Annotated in this window: 14 protein-coding genes; 6 read left to right on the top strand and 8 right to left on the bottom strand. The window is 59.2% G+C overall.

From position 1 onward, the window contains the following. The first annotated feature begins 97 nt into the window (after positions 1 to 97). From AC2FHW_RS09490 to AC2FHW_RS09480, 3 genes are all read left to right on the top strand, one after another. The gene (locus AC2FHW_RS09490; RefSeq protein WP_142637036.1) at positions 98 to 769 is read left to right on the top strand and encodes a YiaD family glycine zipper/OmpA-like lipoprotein; all 672 of its coding nucleotides are present in this window, start codon (positions 98 to 100) and stop codon (positions 767 to 769) included. Between the two features lie 114 nt (positions 770 to 883). Next, on the top strand, positions 884 to 1,426 hold the full coding sequence (locus AC2FHW_RS09485) for an NADPH-dependent FMN reductase (protein ID WP_271949716.1): 543 nt from the start codon (positions 884 to 886) through the stop codon (positions 1,424 to 1,426). Positions 1,427 to 1,475: 49 nt separating this feature from the next. Next, on the top strand, positions 1,476 to 2,264 hold the full coding sequence (locus AC2FHW_RS09480; RefSeq protein ID WP_271949717.1) for an HTD2 family dehydratase: 789 nt from the start codon (positions 1,476 to 1,478) through the stop codon (positions 2,262 to 2,264). On the opposite strand, the gene AC2FHW_RS09475 is transcribed toward AC2FHW_RS09480, so the two are convergent. Together AC2FHW_RS09475 and AC2FHW_RS09470 are read right to left on the bottom strand one after the other, a co-directional pair. Then, on the bottom strand, positions 2,256 to 2,735 hold the full coding sequence (locus tag AC2FHW_RS09475; RefSeq protein ID WP_271949719.1) for a GNAT family N-acetyltransferase: 480 nt from the start codon (positions 2,733 to 2,735) through the stop codon (positions 2,256 to 2,258). The genes AC2FHW_RS09480 and AC2FHW_RS09475 overlap by 9 nt on opposite strands. Continuing rightward, positions 2,732 to 3,772: an NAD(P)/FAD-dependent oxidoreductase gene (locus tag AC2FHW_RS09470; RefSeq protein WP_142637020.1), complete on the bottom strand. Its 1,041-nt coding sequence runs from the start codon at positions 3,770 to 3,772 to the stop codon at positions 2,732 to 2,734. The genes AC2FHW_RS09475 and AC2FHW_RS09470 overlap by 4 nt, the downstream gene beginning before the upstream one ends. Positions 3,773 to 3,821: 49 nt before the next feature. On the opposite strand from AC2FHW_RS09470, the gene mnmC2 reads away from it, so the two are divergent. Together mnmC2 and AC2FHW_RS09460 are read left to right on the top strand one after the other, a co-directional pair. Next, entirely contained in the window at positions 3,822 to 4,487 is a 666-nt protein-coding gene (gene mnmC2 / locus AC2FHW_RS09465) for a tRNA (5-methylaminomethyl-2-thiouridine)(34)-methyltransferase MnmC2 (protein ID WP_142637018.1), read from the top strand. Then, entirely contained in the window at positions 4,484 to 5,353 is an 870-nt protein-coding gene (locus tag AC2FHW_RS09460; RefSeq protein ID WP_496677821.1) for a DMT family transporter, read from the top strand. Before mnmC2 ends, AC2FHW_RS09460 begins: the two co-directional genes overlap by 4 nt. Here AC2FHW_RS09460 and AC2FHW_RS09455 read toward each other — a convergent pair. Beyond that, entirely contained in the window at positions 5,327 to 7,291 is a 1,965-nt protein-coding gene (locus AC2FHW_RS09455) for a lytic transglycosylase domain-containing protein (protein ID WP_496677871.1), read from the bottom strand. The genes AC2FHW_RS09460 and AC2FHW_RS09455 overlap by 27 nt on opposite strands. A gap of 133 nt (positions 7,292 to 7,424) precedes the next feature. Between AC2FHW_RS09455 and dapA the strand changes: the two genes are divergently transcribed. Continuing rightward, complete coding sequence (dapA, locus tag AC2FHW_RS09450; protein WP_271949723.1) at positions 7,425 to 8,297, top strand: 4-hydroxy-tetrahydrodipicolinate synthase; 873 nt, start codon at positions 7,425 to 7,427, stop codon at positions 8,295 to 8,297. A gap of 99 nt (positions 8,298 to 8,396) precedes the next feature. Here dapA and AC2FHW_RS09445 read toward each other — a convergent pair whose 3' ends face one another. From AC2FHW_RS09445 to xsc, 5 genes are all read right to left on the bottom strand, one after another. Further along, positions 8,397 to 9,269, bottom strand: a complete 873-nt coding sequence (locus AC2FHW_RS09445; RefSeq protein ID WP_496821828.1) for a dimethyl sulfoxide reductase anchor subunit family protein — start codon at positions 9,267 to 9,269, stop codon at positions 8,397 to 8,399. After that, positions 9,269 to 10,018, bottom strand: a complete 750-nt coding sequence (locus AC2FHW_RS09440; RefSeq protein ID WP_496821826.1) for a 4Fe-4S dicluster domain-containing protein — start codon at positions 10,016 to 10,018, stop codon at positions 9,269 to 9,271. The genes AC2FHW_RS09445 and AC2FHW_RS09440 overlap by 1 nt, the downstream gene beginning before the upstream one ends. After that, positions 10,015 to 12,828, bottom strand: coding sequence for a molybdopterin oxidoreductase family protein (locus AC2FHW_RS09435; protein ID WP_496752028.1), 2,814 nt, complete (start codon positions 12,826 to 12,828; stop codon positions 10,015 to 10,017). The genes AC2FHW_RS09440 and AC2FHW_RS09435 overlap by 4 nt, the downstream gene beginning before the upstream one ends. Before the next feature lie 87 nt (positions 12,829 to 12,915). After that, the gene (pta, locus tag AC2FHW_RS09430) at positions 12,916 to 13,929 is read right to left on the bottom strand and encodes a phosphate acetyltransferase (RefSeq protein ID WP_496710171.1); all 1,014 of its coding nucleotides are present in this window, start codon (positions 13,927 to 13,929) and stop codon (positions 12,916 to 12,918) included. A gap of 5 nt (positions 13,930 to 13,934) precedes the next feature. Next, entirely contained in the window at positions 13,935 to 15,713 is a 1,779-nt protein-coding gene (gene xsc / locus AC2FHW_RS09425) for a sulfoacetaldehyde acetyltransferase (RefSeq protein ID WP_142637005.1), read from the bottom strand. Between the last annotated feature and the right edge of the window lie 112 nt (positions 15,714 to 15,825).

Raw genomic sequence — 15,825 nt, 5'->3', positions numbered from 1 at the left:
TCACCTGATTGTTGCTTGAGCCTGCGGGGGGGCAGCGCGATATACTGTGCCAAATAATGGGACCCGGCAAACGGGCCTCTGAGCAGAAGGTGATATCATGACGATTTCCAAGCTTGTTGTTTCTGCTGGGCTTTGCTCGGCCTTGTTCTTGGCGGGCTGCACCGACCCCGGAACGCTGAACTTGCCCTCGGACCCCAACCAAAATACCAAACAGGGTGCGCTTTTGGGTGGGTTGGTTGGTGCCGGTGTCGGGGCCATTGCGAACGACTCGGATCCGCTTTTGGGTGCGCTGGCTGGTGGAGCAATCGGTGCAGCAGGTGGCGGCCTTATCGGCAATCAACTGGACCGTCAGGCGGCTGAGTTGCGCCAGCAGCTGGCAAATGACGGCATTACAATCGTCAACGCAGGCGACCGCCTGATTGTTACCGTCCCCAACGACATCACCTTTGACACCGACAGCTCGACCGTGCGGCCTGCATTGCGTTCTGATTTGGTCCGGGTGGGTCAGAATTTGGTGAGATATCCCAACTCGGCCGTTCAGGTCATTGGCCATACGGATAGTGATGGCGAAGCCTCTTATAATCAGGCCCTATCTGAGCGTCGGGCGAGGTCCGTGGCGGATGTTCTGCAAGCCAATGGTGTGAACGGGGCCCGTATCAGCACCATCGGTTTGGGCGAGAACCGACCTGCGGCCTCGAATCTCACACCCGAAGGGAAGGCGCGGAATCGTCGGGTTGATATCGAAATCATCCCCAACGGCAACACATGATGTGACCGGGCACCGTCAAGGTGCCCGTTTTTGCACATTGACTGCGCGTCAAGTGGGCTTTGGCTGGCGGTGATCAGGAGCTACCTTCTGGAAAACGCCTGAACGGAGACCTTTATGTCCGAACCGATCCTTCTGAGCCTGTCAGGTTCGCTGCGCCAAAATGCCACCAACCGAAAACTGCTTCGCGAGGCGGCGCGGCTGTTTGAGCCGGGCACCCATATCGAGGCTGACCTGAACTTGCCGCTCTATGACGGCGATCTTGAAGAAGGCGAGGGCATCCCCAAGGGCGTTCAGGTTTTGGCCGGTCAGATCGCCCGTGCGGATGCGGTGATCATTTCGACGCCGGAATATAACAAAGCGCCGTCCGGCGTGTTGAAGAATGCGCTGGATTGGGTAAGTCGCACCAAGGATAAGCCCTGGGCGAACAAGCCGGTTGCGGTGATGTCTGCCGCTGCGGGTCGTGCGGGCGGGGAACGTGCACAGATGATACTGCGCAGCTATATGGTTCCGTTCCAGACGCGCATCTTGCAAGGGCCGGAAATTCATCTGGCCGACAGTTCGAACGAATTCGACGCGCAGGGCAAGCTGGTTAACGAACGCTATGAAAACGCCCTTCGGACCTTGATGCAGAACTTGCGGTCAGAGGCCGGTTTCTGAAACTGCCGGTTTGCTTGCCCGTATGGGGCAGGCCGCCTAATCTTGCGCTATGTCGATGGAAATTCAGACAGATGTGATGGACGCAGCCCGTGCTGGCGCGTTGCAGGTGGCGCTTGGGAAACAGGCAACTGTGAGGGGCGGCACTGCGTTGCCGCCGTTTTTTCATCACCTGTATTTCTGGACTCCGCAGCCACCCGGCCAACTTGGGCGCGACGGACATCCCAAAGTCGGGGGCCTGATCCCCGATATGGGCCTACCCCGCAGAATGTGGGCAGGCGGACGCTTGGAGTTTTTCGCGCCTCTGATAGCAGGTCAGTTAGCCGAACGGCGATCGCTATGTGAAAGTTCGAGTTCGAAATCGGGACGCACCGGCCCCTTGGGCTTTGTCACGTTGCGCCACGAGGTTTGGCAGAGCGGTGCGCTGCGCCTGACCGAATGGCAGGATCTGGTTTACCGCCAAGACCCCTCGGCAGATACGGCCACCCCTCCGGCACCACTGGCCAGGCAGGATGAAACCGAACATCGCGAGCTGTCCTTCGACAGCACAATGCTGTTTCGCTACTCGGCCCTGACATTTAACGGACACCGCATTCACTATGACATCGACTATGCCCGTGATGTCGAAGGATATGCCGGGCTGGTCGTGCATGGCCCGCTTTTGGCGCAGCACCTGATGTTGTTTGCGGAAGATGTGATGGGCCCATTGGCGCAGTTTTCTTTCCGCGCAACCTCGGCATTGATGCATTTCGAAACTGCGAGCCTGTGCCGGAGGGGCAATACCCTGTGGGTGCGTGCGGCAGACGGGCGCCAATGTATGATTGCCGAAGCCTCAGCCTAAATGTTTCTGCATGGTAATCGAGGTCGCCCGGGTGAACCCGGGGTGCGCCGTTTCCGCCGTTTTGACAAAGCCCATCCGGGCAAAGGAGGCATGGTTTTCGACCAATTCGACCCGTGCCTTCAGTTCCAGCGTCGCAAAACCTATTTCAACCGCCCGCGCGGATGCCAGATCGACCAGACGCTGTGCCAGCCCCTGACCACGTCGGGTTTCGTCCACAGCCAGTTTGCTCAGATACAGACAGTCCTGTTTGGGTGTCAAAAAGACGACCGCATCCGGGCGATTGCCTATGATCCAAACCTCGTGGTCGCGGGCCTGTTGCCTAAGCGTTTCCTCGGTCAGGCGATGCATTGACGAGGGCGGGTCTATACGCCCCTCCATGAATGCAAAGCTGTGGCGGATCAGGCGTAACACCTGTGGCAATATCGGATCGTCCGGTTGCAGGCGAACTGGGGTGTCGTCGAGGGAGGTCACAAAGAAGCCTCGGGTTGAAAATCTGCGGGGATTTCATCGCGCCCTTCAAGCACCAGTTCGGCCATGACTTCTGCCACTTTGGGCGCCATACCAAATCCGATCTTGAACCCTCCATTGGCGATGAATTCTCCGGCGTACAGCGGATGTGCACCCAACATCGGCGCACGGCTTTTGCTGCGGGGTCGGATCCCGGCCCAGCGTTCGATCACTTCGGCACCGTGCAGGACCGGAACCGCCCGTGTGGCCCGGTCCAGGACATCATCCAGCGCCGCATCGGTGCTGGTCGGATTGTCATAATCCCGTTCCGAGGTTGATCCGATGGCCAATGTACCATCTGCATGCGGGACAATGTGAACGGCATCTGCAAACAGCTGGGAGACGTCCCCGGCATCGAACCGCAGCAAAGCCGCCTGTCCCTTGACGCCATTGCCGACCGTTTTGCCAAAGGCGTCGTTCAGTTCTAGCAGGCCGGAAAGCCCGGTGGCGTGAATGATATGCCCTTGATTGGCCGCATCGGTTTTGACCTCAACCCCCATCACCGCCAGCGCCGAAACCAGTGCAGAACATGCCCGCCTTGGGTGCATCCGGGCGCTAAGCGTGTCGTGGATCACAAAGCCGGTAGGGCTGGGAGGACACCACGACCCGACCTCATCCATTGCAACAACGCGCCATTCGGCCCGCCCCTGCCATAGCTCTGCGGCGGTGACCGTACGTGCATGGGCCAGATCCAGCGTGCGGCTATCTGCGATGGGCTGCAGCCTACCCAACCGGGCATATCCGGCTGAGACGCCTCCGGTCGCCTCAACCTGTTTCCAGAAGGGTTCGGCCATGATCAGGCTTTCGAATTGAAAAGCTTTCTTGGCATTCCAGTTCTCGGGCACATGCGGGGCCAAAGCCCCGACCAGACCGCCGCTGGACCCGGCACCGGGGCCAAAAGGATCTATGACCTGAACTTTTGCGCCGCGTCTAGCGCAGGCCCAGGCGATCGAAAGGCCAAAAATGCCTGCGCCTCGCACCGTCACATCGACCATTGCCATTCCCCTTTTCCTTGTTCAGTGTCGCGCCGCTTAGCTACAGGATTCCCCGATGGCAGACCAGCGCGCCGAACTGACCTGGAAAGACGGGCAGATACCTGTCTCAGACCGTTTCGACGACCCCTATTTCTCGTTGCAGAACGGGCTGGAGGAGACGCGGCATGTGTTTTTGGCGGGCAATGACCTGCCCGGGCGGTTTGCGCCGGGGTTTCATATTGCCGAGCTTGGTTTTGGCACCGGCCTGAACTTGCTGACTGTCTGGTCCGAATGGGAAAAGGCTGGCCAAACGACCCCGCTGACATTCACCAGTTTCGAAGCCTATCCAATGGCGCCAGACGACATGACGCGTGCTCTGGCCGCCTTTCCTGAGTTGTCCCCTTGGGCCGACCGGTTCCTGTCCCAATGGCAGGGCGGTACCTGCGATCTGGGCACCCTGCAGCTTGAGGTTATCGAGGGCGACGCGCGGTCCACCTTGTCCGCATGGTCGGGGCAGGCCGATGCCTGGTTTCTGGACGGGTTCTCTCCGGCCAAGAACCCCGAACTTTGGGGCGCAGAGCTGATGCAGCAGGTATCCGATCACACGGCGCCCAATGGCTCTGCGGCCACCTATACCGCCGCCGGGTTCGTCCGGCGCGGGCTCGAGGACGCAGGGTTCACCGTCACCCGCGCACCGGGCTATGGGCGCAAGCGCCACATGACTCGGGCGGTCAAGCCATGACCCAACAGAACAACACCCGCGCCGGTATCGCGCTGATGATCGCGGCTACCGTGGTGTTTGCGCTGCAGGACGGTATCTCGCGCCATCTGGCCGGGACTTATAACACCTATATGGTCGTGATGATCCGCTATTGGTTCTTCGCTGCGTTTGTCGTCGCTCAGGCGCTGCGCGCACCCGGCAGTATCGCGGCCACGGCCCGCACCAACCAGCTTGGGCTGCAGATCCTGCGCGGGGTGCTTCTGGCCGGAGAGATCTGCGTCGCGGTTTATGCCTTTACCATCCTGGGCCTGATTGAAAGCCAGGCCGTTTTCATCTGCTATCCGCTGCTGGTGGCGGCGCTCAGCGGACCCGTTCTGGGCGAGAAGGTCGGCTGGCGTCGGTGGTCAGCCATCGGCGTGGGATGTATTGGTGTTCTGATCATTTTGCAGCCCGGGGTGGGAGTGTTCAATCCGTGGGCGGTGATCCCGTTGATCTCGGCCCTGATGTTTGCCGTCTATGGCCTGCTGACCCGCTATGCGGCGCGGCGCGACACTACCGCCACCAGTTTTTTCTGGACCGGCATCGCCGGGGCGGTTGCCATGACGGCCGTGGGCGTGTGGTTTTGGGAGCCTATGCAGGGCGGTGACTGGCTTTGGATGGGCCTGCTCTGCCTGACCGGAGTTCTGGGACATTGGTTGTTGATTAAGTGCTACGAAATGGCCGAGGCCAGCGCCGTGCAGCCCTTTGCCTATTTTCACCTGATGTGGAGCGCCATTCTGGGAATCTCGGTCTTTGGTGAAAGCTTGCGACCCGCGGTTGTTGCAGGGGCCACATTGGTTATTGCCGCCGGACTGTTCACCTTATGGCGCGAACGACGCCAGAGTTGACCCGATCAGTTCTTCGGAAAATGGCACCGGCAACGCCTGCTGCCCCAACCGTGCGCGATACACAGGCAGGCTTTCGGCGACGCGCATGACATAGTTGCGGGTCTCGCTAAAGGGTATGAATTCGATCCAGTCGACGATATCGGCCTCACCCCGGCGCGGGTCGCCATTGCGTTTCATCCACGAGATCGGCCTGCCCGGCCCGGCATTATACCCCGCAGCCATCATCACCACATTGCCGTTGAATTCTGCTGCCAGCTCGGACAGGTAATTCGCCCCCAATTTGGCGTTATATCGCCAGTCCGAAGTCAGTTTTCCGGTTTGGTGGCTGCTTAGAATGCCCATGTTCCGGGCCACAACTTTTGCCGTCGCGGGCATCACCTGCATAAGCCCGCGCGCGCCCGCGCCGCTGATGACAACCGGGTCAAACTCGCTTTCGCGCCGGGCGATTGCTAGCGTCATTTCTTTGGCCATGGGCAGGCCCAGATCTGCCACGGGATGAACCGGGTAATACGCGGCGGGCAGGACAACGCCGGTGGTCGCGGCGCGCTTGGCGATCATCACCGCCAGATGTGGTTCGTTCAGTTCGATGACCAGATCGCCCAGTTGGCTTGCCTGAACGGGGTCGAGCCCCTCAACCAGATGGGTCAGGAACCGCTCGGATAGGTTTGCCTCACCTGCGCGCAACAGCAATAGCCCCGCTTCCAGAACGCTGGAATCGGCAAATTCCGCTTGTTTCCAGTGCGGTGCCCTTCGCGGGTTTGCCAGATCGCTGTCGAAAGGGCGCCCTATCCGTTCGGCGGCAAGAAGCCCGTAGAACGAGGTCTGGTGATCAGCACCCATGGCATAGGCCTCATAAGCCTTTTCCGCATCCCCCTGCGCGGCATAGGCCCGACCCAGCCAATACCCGCCGCGTCCCTTGGAAATCGGTGACTGCACCGCGCCCGAGAAGTTCTGGAAATGCCGCACAGCCGTTGCCGGATCATTCAACCGACGCAGGGCAAGGAATCCGGAAAGCCATTCAAGATCGGCATAGGCATAGCCCATGTCCGGCGTCATATGGTGACTAGAGGCAATCTTGTATGCGCGGCTCATATCACCGTTGCGCATCTCAAGCCGTGCCAGTCGGCGACGGCCCTCGGCCCATTTGCCTGGCTCGCCCAGAGCATCCGGGCTGGATGACCGCGCTAGCATCAGGTCAATCGCACTGTCATCCAGTTCCTTTTTGTCTCGCCAGACAAAGCGGTCAAAGGCAAGCCCCGCCGATCCGGCCACGGATTCGGGAACCGCCCCTACTTTGGCATCAACACCCGGCGCACGCTTTTGCAATGCAATCCGCGCCTCGGCCAGCTTGCGCTGATCCTCATTCACCAATGGCAGCATTTGTCCTGCGCTGATCAGATGACCATCCCACAGCATCCGGTCTAGTCGCGCCGCGTGGTGGGGATTCAGCAATGTCGCGAAGTTCTCGATATAGTCTTTCTGCAGGCCCGATCCCATCGGCATCGTACGCCAGGCGGTGACGATATCCGCCTGCGCATCACCCTGCCGTCCCTTAGCCTTCAGCGCCACGGCCAAATTCAGCGCCCCTTCCGCCGTTTGTGGGGCAGTGCCGGCGTAGAATTTCAACACCCGGTCCGGGTCAGCCCCAGTAAAGGCGGGTTCGCTTTCGCGCCGTAACCATGCCAGCCCCGGCCAATCCGGCCTGCGGTTCAGAAATACCAGCACATCGCCCGAGCTTCCGAACCCCTCGCGCAGCCAATGCCATACGATGATGTCACGTGACACAGATCCGCGCGGGCCTGCCTCTTGCAGCGCTGCGTTCCAATCGCCCTTTCGCATTTCATACATGCCAGCGCGCAGATCGCCCACCGAGTCGGCTTGGGCCGGCCCGAAGGATGCCAGAATCACCGCTGTCAAAAGCGCCAGAACGCGTGTCATGCCTTGCATTTCCCAACCAACCAAGGATAGAGCCATTTAGGATAAACCTTGCGCCGGCGGGATCAACACACATTGCTAGGAATGTGATTGCCCAAGGCGCAAAAATTGCTAACCGCACAGCAAGGAGCGTGTCATGTTCAAAGGCTCGATGCCAGCCCTCGTTACCCCGTTTTCGAATGGCGAGTTGGATCTGGGCACGCTCAAACGTTTGGTGGAATGGCAAATTCAGGAAGGCTCGACCGGTTTGGTGCCGGTGGGGACCACCGGTGAAAGCCCAACCCTAAGCCATGAAGAACACGAAACGGTGGTGGCAGAAGTTGTCAATGCCGCAGCCGGTCGTGTCCCGGTGATCGCTGGTGCGGGCTCGAACAACACGGTCGAGGCGATCCGATTCGTTCAATTTGCGCAGCAAGTCGGCGCGAATGCCGCTCTGGTGGTGACCCCGTATTACAACAAGCCGACCCAGAAGGGCCTAATTCAGCATTTCCGCACCCTACATGATTGTGCCGATATTCCGATCATCATCTACAACATTCCAGGCCGTTCCGTCATCGACATGACTCCCCAGACGATGGGTGAGCTGGCCGAGTTGCCAAGGATCGTTGGGGTTAAAGACGCAACCGGAGATTTGGGGCGTGTCAGCCAACAGCGCGCCTCTTGCGGGCCTGAGTTTTGCCAACTGTCGGGCGAAGACGCCACGGCGCTGGGTTTCAATGCGCATGGTGGTGTGGGCTGTATCTCGGTCACGGCGAATGTTGCGCCCAAGCTATGTGCCGAATTCCAGCAGGCCACCCTGCAGGGGGATTATGCCAAAGCGCTGACTTATCAGGACCGCCTGATGCCTCTGCATGAGGCGATCTTTATCGAACCCGGTCTGGTCGGGGCCAAATACGCCCTCAGCAAGCTGGGCCTATGCAGCGAAGAAGTTCGCTCGCCCCTGACCACGTTGGACGACAGCACCAAAACAGCCATCGACGCAGCCATGAACCACGCAGGTCTGCTGTAACCAGGGGTGTTCTTGGCCTGATCCGATCTTCATCTGGCCAAAAATACCTCGGGGGATGAATTGGCCTGTTAGGGCCAAGAAGGGGGCTGGCCCCCTTCTTTACCGTTTGCCGTAATACAAACCCACGACATGCTCGGCCTGCGCAAAAAACAGCCAGCGCGAAACTGCAACGCCTGCCACATGCGACAGCGCAGCCAGAAGAGCGAAGAAGTGGTTGAACGGCAGGATCAGCAGGATGACCGGCAATAGGAAGGCCAGCACAAACGAGATGACCCGCAATTTGTCCGCATGTTTCCTGCCAACCACGTGGACAAATTCGCGCAGAAGATAGTTTGTACCTGTATGTGGAGGCTCAAACGCACGCACTGCCCCGCGCTGCCCCAAACCCGTAGCGGTGCCAAGGTTTGTTCCTGAGTTCGCAAATGCCTTATCCCCTTGCCACCAGTAAAATGTCTGCGCAACGGCAGCGACCACCAACAGAGGGACGGCAAGGCTGACCTGACCGGCCAGAAGCGAGCCACCGGCAAGGCTGAAGCTCAGAAACATGATTGGTGTCAGTTTCATGTTCCAACGTGGGATTGTCTTGAGCTGGGTGTAGATCATTGAGGTGGTGAAAACTGTTGCCAGCGAAAACAACGCGCCAAGGACGCCCAGAACACCCCAACGCTGACCAAAGATGACAGCGCCCAGCGCGTAGAGGCCCATAAGAATCAAGGCGATCACTGCGCACCAACCCTCACGGCTGAGCCAGCTTGACCGCCATTGGGTGAATGCTTTCCACGCACGTTCAGGATGGCCCAGGTGAAAGGTCGAGGCCATCAGCCCACCCACCGACAGGCCAAAGGCCATGGCATAGAATACGAAGGCCACCCACCCGGTGACATCCGGCATCCCAAGGCCCAGAAAAAACAGCAGCCCAAAGCCCAGACCGGACAAGGTGGTGAAGATAATGACGGATGGGGCCGGATGCATCAGAGCTTCTCCAGTGTCTTGTCGAGCCAGCCGAGAAAACCCTTGGTTTCTTCGGCAACCGGGGCCAGAAGGGGCGCGAGAATGTCGATCTGGTCCTCGATCTGATCTTTAGGGCGAGGTGGCAGGTATTTGTTGACGGGCTTGGTGCCCATTTCAGGCATCAGATCCATGCCACCACGTTCGGCGACCAATTTGCTGACATCGCTATCTGCGTCGCCCAGATCACCGAAATGGCGGGCTCCGGCGGGGCAGGTCCGCACACAGGATGGCACGCGGTCCACTTCGGGTATGTTCTCGTTATAGATGCGATCCACGCAGAGGGTGCATTTCTTCATCACGCCCTCGGCCATATCCATCTCACGCGCGCCGTAAGGGCAGGACCAGGCGCAAAGCCCGCAGCCGATACAGTCGCTTTCATTGACCAATACGATACCGTCCTCGACCCGCTTATAGCTGGCCCCGGTGGGGCAGACGGTGACGCAGGGCGCGTCCTCGCAATGGAGGCAGGATTTGGGGAAGTGGATCAGCTGGGCGTGACCCTGTTCGGGTTGGACCTCGTAGGAATGTACGCGGTTCAGGAAGGTGCCGGACGGGTTGCCGCCATAAGCGTCCTGATCCGACAGGGGCGCCCCGTAGTTTTCGGTGTTCCAGCCTTTGCAGGATATCACACAGGCATGGCAGCCGACACAGGTGTCCAGGTCGATGACCAGACCCATTTTCTTGTCTGTGGATTGGGGGAGCTGGGTCATTTTCCTACCTTCCACGCCAGATCTTTTGGTCCGGTGCCGACCGGTGATTTGATCGGTTTGAATTCGGGCTGGCTTTCTGCATCCGAAGGTGGCGCTGCCTTTTCGATCCTGACCTTCAGGTCGAACCAAGCCGCTTGACCTGTAATCGGATCAGAATTGGCCCAACGCATTCCATCGCCTTTTGACGGCAGCAGTTCGTGGATCAGGTGGTTCAGCAAAAAGCCTTTGGTGGCCTCTGGTGCGTCTTCCTGCAGGGCCCAAGCACCTTTGCGTTTGCCGATGGCATTCCAAGTCCAGACAGTATTTTCATTCAGCGCGGCCATCTCCATGACCGGAACAGTAATTTCCCCGTGCGGAGACGTGACTTTGGCCCAGTCGCCGTCCTGCATCCCGTGTTCGCGCATCAGTTTGGTTGGCACATAAAGCGGGTTGCGCCCGTGTAACTGGCGCAGCCAGGCGTTTTGGGTGCCCCATGAGTGATACATCGCCATCGGGCGCTGAGTCAGGGCATTGATTGTGAAACCTTCATTGCCCTGCTGATCGGTTTCGTACCAGATCGGCAGCGGGTCCATGGTGTCCTTGAGGCGCTGGCGCAGATTTTCCGGCGGTTGCCGGTCCCCGTGGCCTTCGGCGGCCAGCTGGAACTTGCGCATCGGTTCTGAATAGAGCTGGAACAGATAGGGTTGCGGGCTGTCGTAGATTCCCATGCCCACGGCCCAATCCTGATAGGCAGCGTTCCAGGGTTTGTAGTAATCCGCCCCTTCGGGGATATGCGCGACGTAGAAGCCGCCATTTTCGATGTAGCGATTTAGCTGGTCGGGGTTGACCTCGCCACGACCTTCCTTGTCGCCATTTTCGCCTCGAAACCCGGCCAGCGGGCCGATACCGGGCTTTCGCTGATGGTTAACGATATAATCAGCGTAGTCTTTCCACTTCGGCGTACCGTCTTCGTTGGTAAAGCCTGGCAAGCTCATGCGGTTGGCCAGTTCCACCAGCACCGACTGAAAGCCCCGCACGTCGCGGTCGGGCTCGATCACCGGCCAGCGGATTGCGTCGGCGGCGGCGTCTGCCTCGCAGATCGGGCGGTCGAGCAGCGAGATACAGTCGTGCCGTTCAAGATAGGTGGTGTCGGGCAGGATCAAGTCGGCATAGGCCACCATTTCCGAGGAATAGGCATCGGAATAGATGATGTTTGGGATGACATATTTGCCGTCTTCGGTCTTGGCGGTCAGCATCTCCATCACACCTTTGGTGTTCATGGAGGAGTTCCACGACATATTCGCCATATACATGAACAGCGTGTCGATCTTGTAGGGATCACCGGCGGCGGCGTTTGAGATTACCATATGCATCAGCCCATGGGCTGACATCGGGTTTTCCCATGTGAATGCTTTGTCGATCCGTTGGGGAGTGCCGCAGTCGTCCAGCAACAGGTCTTCGGGCCCGCGGGGGAAGCCTAGATGCGGGCCTTCCAGGGGTCTGCCGGGGCGGCGGTCGCCATGCGGGGTTGGGTGCGCCTCGACTGGCTTGGGATAGGGCGGTTTGAAGCGGAAACCGCCCGGAACTTCGACCGTGCCGAGGATGATTTGCAGCACGTGCAGCGCGCGGCAGGTCTGGAACCCGTTGGCATGGGCCGAGATGCCACGCATGGCGTGGAAGCTGACCGGGCGACCGATCATCTTAGCATGGGTTTCGCCGCGGAAATCGGTCCATTCCTGATCCAGCTCGATCGCCTCGTCAAAGGCGACGCGGGCGATTTCCGCCGCGATGGCGCGAATGCGACTGGCCGGGATGCCACAGCGGTCAGTCACGGCCTCAGGGGCGTGCTCGTCGCTTAGGTATTTCTCGGCCATCAGGTGGAAAACCGGGCGATGGGTGACGCCGTCCTTTTCGTAAGTAGCCGACAAGTCCGGGCGTACGCCCGGCTTGTCGAACGCAGTGAGTTCGCCTGTGGCCCGGTCGATCACCAGCGGTTTGCCGTCACTATCGCGCAAGAACAGACCCTTCTCGGGGCCTTCGGATGCGTTCACCAGAACAGGCGCGTTGGTATAACGGCTGAGGTAATCCAGGTCGATCTTGCCCGCCTTCATCAACACATGGATCAGCGATAGGATGAATAACCCATCGGTGCCGGGGGTGATCCCGACCCAGTCATCGGCCACAGCGTTATAGCCTGATCGGATCGGGTTCACACCGATCACCCGTGCGCCGCGTGCCTTGATCTTGCCGATCCCCATCTTGATCGGGTTGCTGTCGTGGTCTTCGGCCACGCCGAACAGCATGAACAGTTTGGTGTGGTCCCAGTCGGGCTGGCCAAACTCCCAAAACGCACCGCCCATCGTATAGATGCCGCCTGCTGCCATGTTGACGGAACAGAACCCGCCATGGGCGGCATAGTTTGGGGTTCCAAAATTCTGTGCCCAGAAGCTGGTGAAGCTTTGGCTTTGGTCGCGTCCGGTAAAGAAGGCCAGCTTGTGCGGTGCGGTTTCGTGCAACTCGTTCATCCAGCCGACGGCGGTGCTGATTGCCTCGTCCCATTCGATCTCGCGGAACTCGCCCGATCCGCGCGGGCCGACACGGCGCAGCGGTTTGCGTAAGCGCGACGGCGCGTTGACCTGCATAATGCCCGCGGACCCTTTGGCGCACAGAACGCCTTTGTTCACCGGGTGGTCTCGGTTGCCCTCGATATAGGCGACCTTGCCGTCTTTCATGTGAACGTTGATGCCACAGCGGCAGGCGCACATGTAACAGGTGGTCTGCCGGATCTCGTCCGAGACTTTGGGCGAGGTGTCAATCACTGGCTGGTTCATAGGCGCCCCTGTAGTTTGCAGACCGGTATTCCCCCGAGTATTGCCGGGAACCGGAATAAAATTTGTTTTTCACGGACTTGTCGAGACCTATATTCCGTTTTCGCCATGTTGCGCTTGAACAGCAGTCACGGCGATCATGTGAAGGATGTCCTCTGCCGTACAGCCGCGCGATAGATCATTTGCCGGCTTGGCCAGGCCTTGTAGGACTGGCCCGATTGCCTCAACCCCTCCGATGCGCTGTGCGATCTTATAGCCTAGATTGCCCGCATTCAGGCTGGGGAAGACAAAGACATTCGCTTCGCCCTTCAGTGGCGAATCCGTCGCCTTTTGCGCCGCAACCTCGGGGACAAAGGCGGCATCGAACTGCAGCTCTCCGTCGATCAGAAGGTTCGGATCTTTTTCACGTGCGATCCGGGTTGCCTCGACGACCTTGGATACTTTTGGGTGTTCGGCGCTTCCCGAGGTGGAAAAAGACAGCATCGCCACACGCGCCGTGTTTCCAGTCAAAGCTGAATAGGATGCGGCTGATGCGCGGGCAATTTCCGCCATTTCTTCGGCGTTTGGATCCACCACCAGGCCACAATCGGCAAAGATGCGCGCGCCTTTGACCTCGTGATGATCCTGACAGAACAGCATGAGAAAAAAGCTGGATACCATTGTTGTACCCGGCGCTGTTCCGATGATCTGCAACGCCGCGCGAACTGTGTCAGAGGTGGTTTCAACCGCTCCGCCCACGGTGCCGTCAGCGATACCCTGATGCACCAGCATGGCGGCAAAGGTCAGCCTGTTGGTGATCTGTTGCCCTGCCTCTTCAAGGGTCATGCCCTTGTGCTTGCGGCGATTAAACAGCGCTTCAGCCAGTTCCGGGGTGATTGAGGAATGCGCCGGGTCAAGAATGTCTATCCGAGTGGGATCAAATCCTTCATGCGCATCCAGAAGGGCCGAAATTTTGGCCCCGTCGCCGATCAGGATGATCCGTGCAACGTCCTCTTTTACGGCCCTGACCGCACCTTCCACGACGCGGGGATCATCGCCCTCTGACAGGGCGATGATCTTGTCCGACGCGCTGGCCGTCCCGAGAATGGCGCGCAGCGGTTTCACGCGGATTATACCCCGGCCTGCGGTTCCATGTCGTCATTGCTGATGCCTGCCACCGCGACCGGTTTCTTCATTGCGTCCCGACGGAACGGCTCGCCCAGTTCCTGGTTGATCATGGCTTCGATCAGCGTGGTGATCCCATTCTTCTGATCCTCAATGGCCTGATTCAGGGCTGCAGTCAGCTCGTCCTGTGTGCGGGCCACGACACCTTTCAGGCCACAGGCCTGAGCGATACCGGCATAGGACACTTTGGTGTCCAGTTCGGTTCCGACAAAGTTGTCGTCGAACCACAGGGTCGAGTTGCGCTTTTCCGCACCCCACTGATAGTTGCGGAAAACGATCTGGGTGACTGCGGGCCATTCATCGCGGCCGATTGCGGTCAGTTCGGTTACAGCAATACCAAAGGCGCCGTCACCCGAGAACCCAACGACAGGCACATCCGGGCAACCGATCTTGGCACCCATGACAGATGGCAATCCGTATCCACAGGGGCCGAACAGCCCGGGGGCCAGATATTTGCGGCCCGCTTCAAAGGATGGGTAGGCGTTGCCGATGGCACAGTTATTGCCGATGTCGGACGAGATGATCGCCTCTTTCGGCAGGGCTGCCTGAATGGCGCGCCACGCCATGCGCGGGCTCATCCAGTCGGGCTTGGCTGCTCGGGCGCGTTCGTTCCAGGTTGTGCCCGGATCGTCCTGCTCGTGGTCCATCGAAGTCAATTCCTGCGCCCAGCGTGACTTGGTTTCCGCAATCTTCGCTTTGCGTGCATCGCGTCCTTCGTCACCTGCGGTGTCCGACAGCTGTGCCAGGATATTGGTTGCAACGGTGGCTGCGTCGCCAACAATACCGACAGATACCTTCTTGGTCAGGCCAATGCGGTCGGGATTAATGTCAACCTGAATGATCTTTGCATTAGCCGGCCAGTATTCCATACCATAGCCAGGAAGAGTCGAGAACGGGTTCAGGCGAGTGCCGAGACACAGAACCACGTCTGCTTCTTTTATCAGCTCCATACCGGCTTTCGAGCCATTGTAACCCAGCGGGCCAGCAAACAGCGGGTGCGAGCCCGGGAAGGCGTCATTGTGCTGGTAGCCAACACAAACCGGGGCGTCCAGACGCTCGGCCAGTGCTTTCGAGGCTTCGATGCCGCCCGCAGACAGAACCGTGCCCGCTCCGTTCAGGATGACAGGGTTCTTGGCATCCGACAGCAGCGCGGCGGCTTCGGTAACGGCTGATGCGCCGCCAGAAGGCAGTTCAAATTCAACTACGGCAGGCAGTTCGATATCGACAACCTGAGTGAAGAAATCACGTGGAACATTGATCTGTGCCGGTGCCGAGGCGCGCTTGGCCTTGGTGATAACGCGGCTCAGAACTTCGGCCATCCGCGAAGGGTCGCGTACTTCTTCCTGGTAGCAGACGCAGTCCGCGAACATGCGCATTTGTTCCATCTCTTGGAAACCGCCCTGACCCATGGTCTTGTTTGCGGCCTGAGGGGTCACAAGCAGCAGCGGGGTGTGGTTCCAGTAGGCGGTTTTGACGGCAGTAACAAAGTTGGTGATCCCCGGTCCGTTCTGCGCGATCATCATCGACATTTTGCCGGTGGCGCGTGTGTACCCGTCAGCCATCATCCCGCCCGAGCCTTCGTGTGCGCAATCCCAGAATGTAATGCCAGCTTTTCCAAAAATATCCGAGATCGGCATCATCGCTGAACCGATGATCCCAAACGCATGCTCGATCCCGTGCATCTGCAGAACTTTTACAAAGGCCTCTTCGGTGGTCATTTTCATCTGATTTGTCTCCGCGGATTTGTGGATGAAGCCGGACGATCAGCCCAGCCTTTGGGTACGGTTGTGGCCCAAGGGACCGAATGGCGTTAGGTCCAAAACGAAATGCGGATTA

The sequence above is a fragment of the Ruegeria sp. YTSA108 genome (assembly GCF_059610185.1).
The sequence above is the reverse complement of the archived record's forward strand: the minus strand, read 5'-3'. Positions and strand labels throughout refer to the sequence as shown.

Bases quoted from the DNA above. Each gene is read 5' to 3' on its own strand.
- mnmC2 (WP_142637018.1), top strand. From the start codon at position 3,822: ATGGCAGACCAGCGCGCCGAACTGACCTGGAAAGACGGGCAGATACCT.
- AC2FHW_RS09480 (WP_271949717.1), top strand. From the start codon at position 1,476: ATGTCGATGGAAATTCAGACAGATGTGATGGACGCAGCCCGTGCTGGC.
- AC2FHW_RS09485 (WP_271949716.1), top strand. From the start codon at position 884: ATGTCCGAACCGATCCTTCTGAGCCTGTCAGGTTCGCTGCGCCAAAAT.
- dapA (WP_271949723.1), top strand. From the start codon at position 7,425: ATGTTCAAAGGCTCGATGCCAGCCCTCGTTACCCCGTTTTCGAATGGC.
- AC2FHW_RS09445 (WP_496821828.1), bottom strand. From the start codon at position 9,269: ATGCATCCGGCCCCATCCGTCATTATCTTCACCACCTTGTCCGGTCTG.
- AC2FHW_RS09455 (WP_496677871.1), bottom strand. From the start codon at position 7,291: ATGACACGCGTTCTGGCGCTTTTGACAGCGGTGATTCTGGCATCCTTC.
- AC2FHW_RS09435 (WP_496752028.1), bottom strand. From the start codon at position 12,828: ATGAACCAGCCAGTGATTGACACCTCGCCCAAAGTCTCGGACGAGATC.
- AC2FHW_RS09460 (WP_496677821.1), top strand. From the start codon at position 4,484: ATGACCCAACAGAACAACACCCGCGCCGGTATCGCGCTGATGATCGCG.
- AC2FHW_RS09470 (WP_142637020.1), bottom strand. From the start codon at position 3,772: ATGGCAATGGTCGATGTGACGGTGCGAGGCGCAGGCATTTTTGGCCTT.
- AC2FHW_RS09490 (WP_142637036.1), top strand. From the start codon at position 98: ATGACGATTTCCAAGCTTGTTGTTTCTGCTGGGCTTTGCTCGGCCTTG.
- xsc (WP_142637005.1), bottom strand. From the start codon at position 15,713: ATGAAAATGACCACCGAAGAGGCCTTTGTAAAAGTTCTGCAGATGCAC.
- AC2FHW_RS09440 (WP_496821826.1), bottom strand. From the start codon at position 10,018: ATGACCCAGCTCCCCCAATCCACAGACAAGAAAATGGGTCTGGTCATC.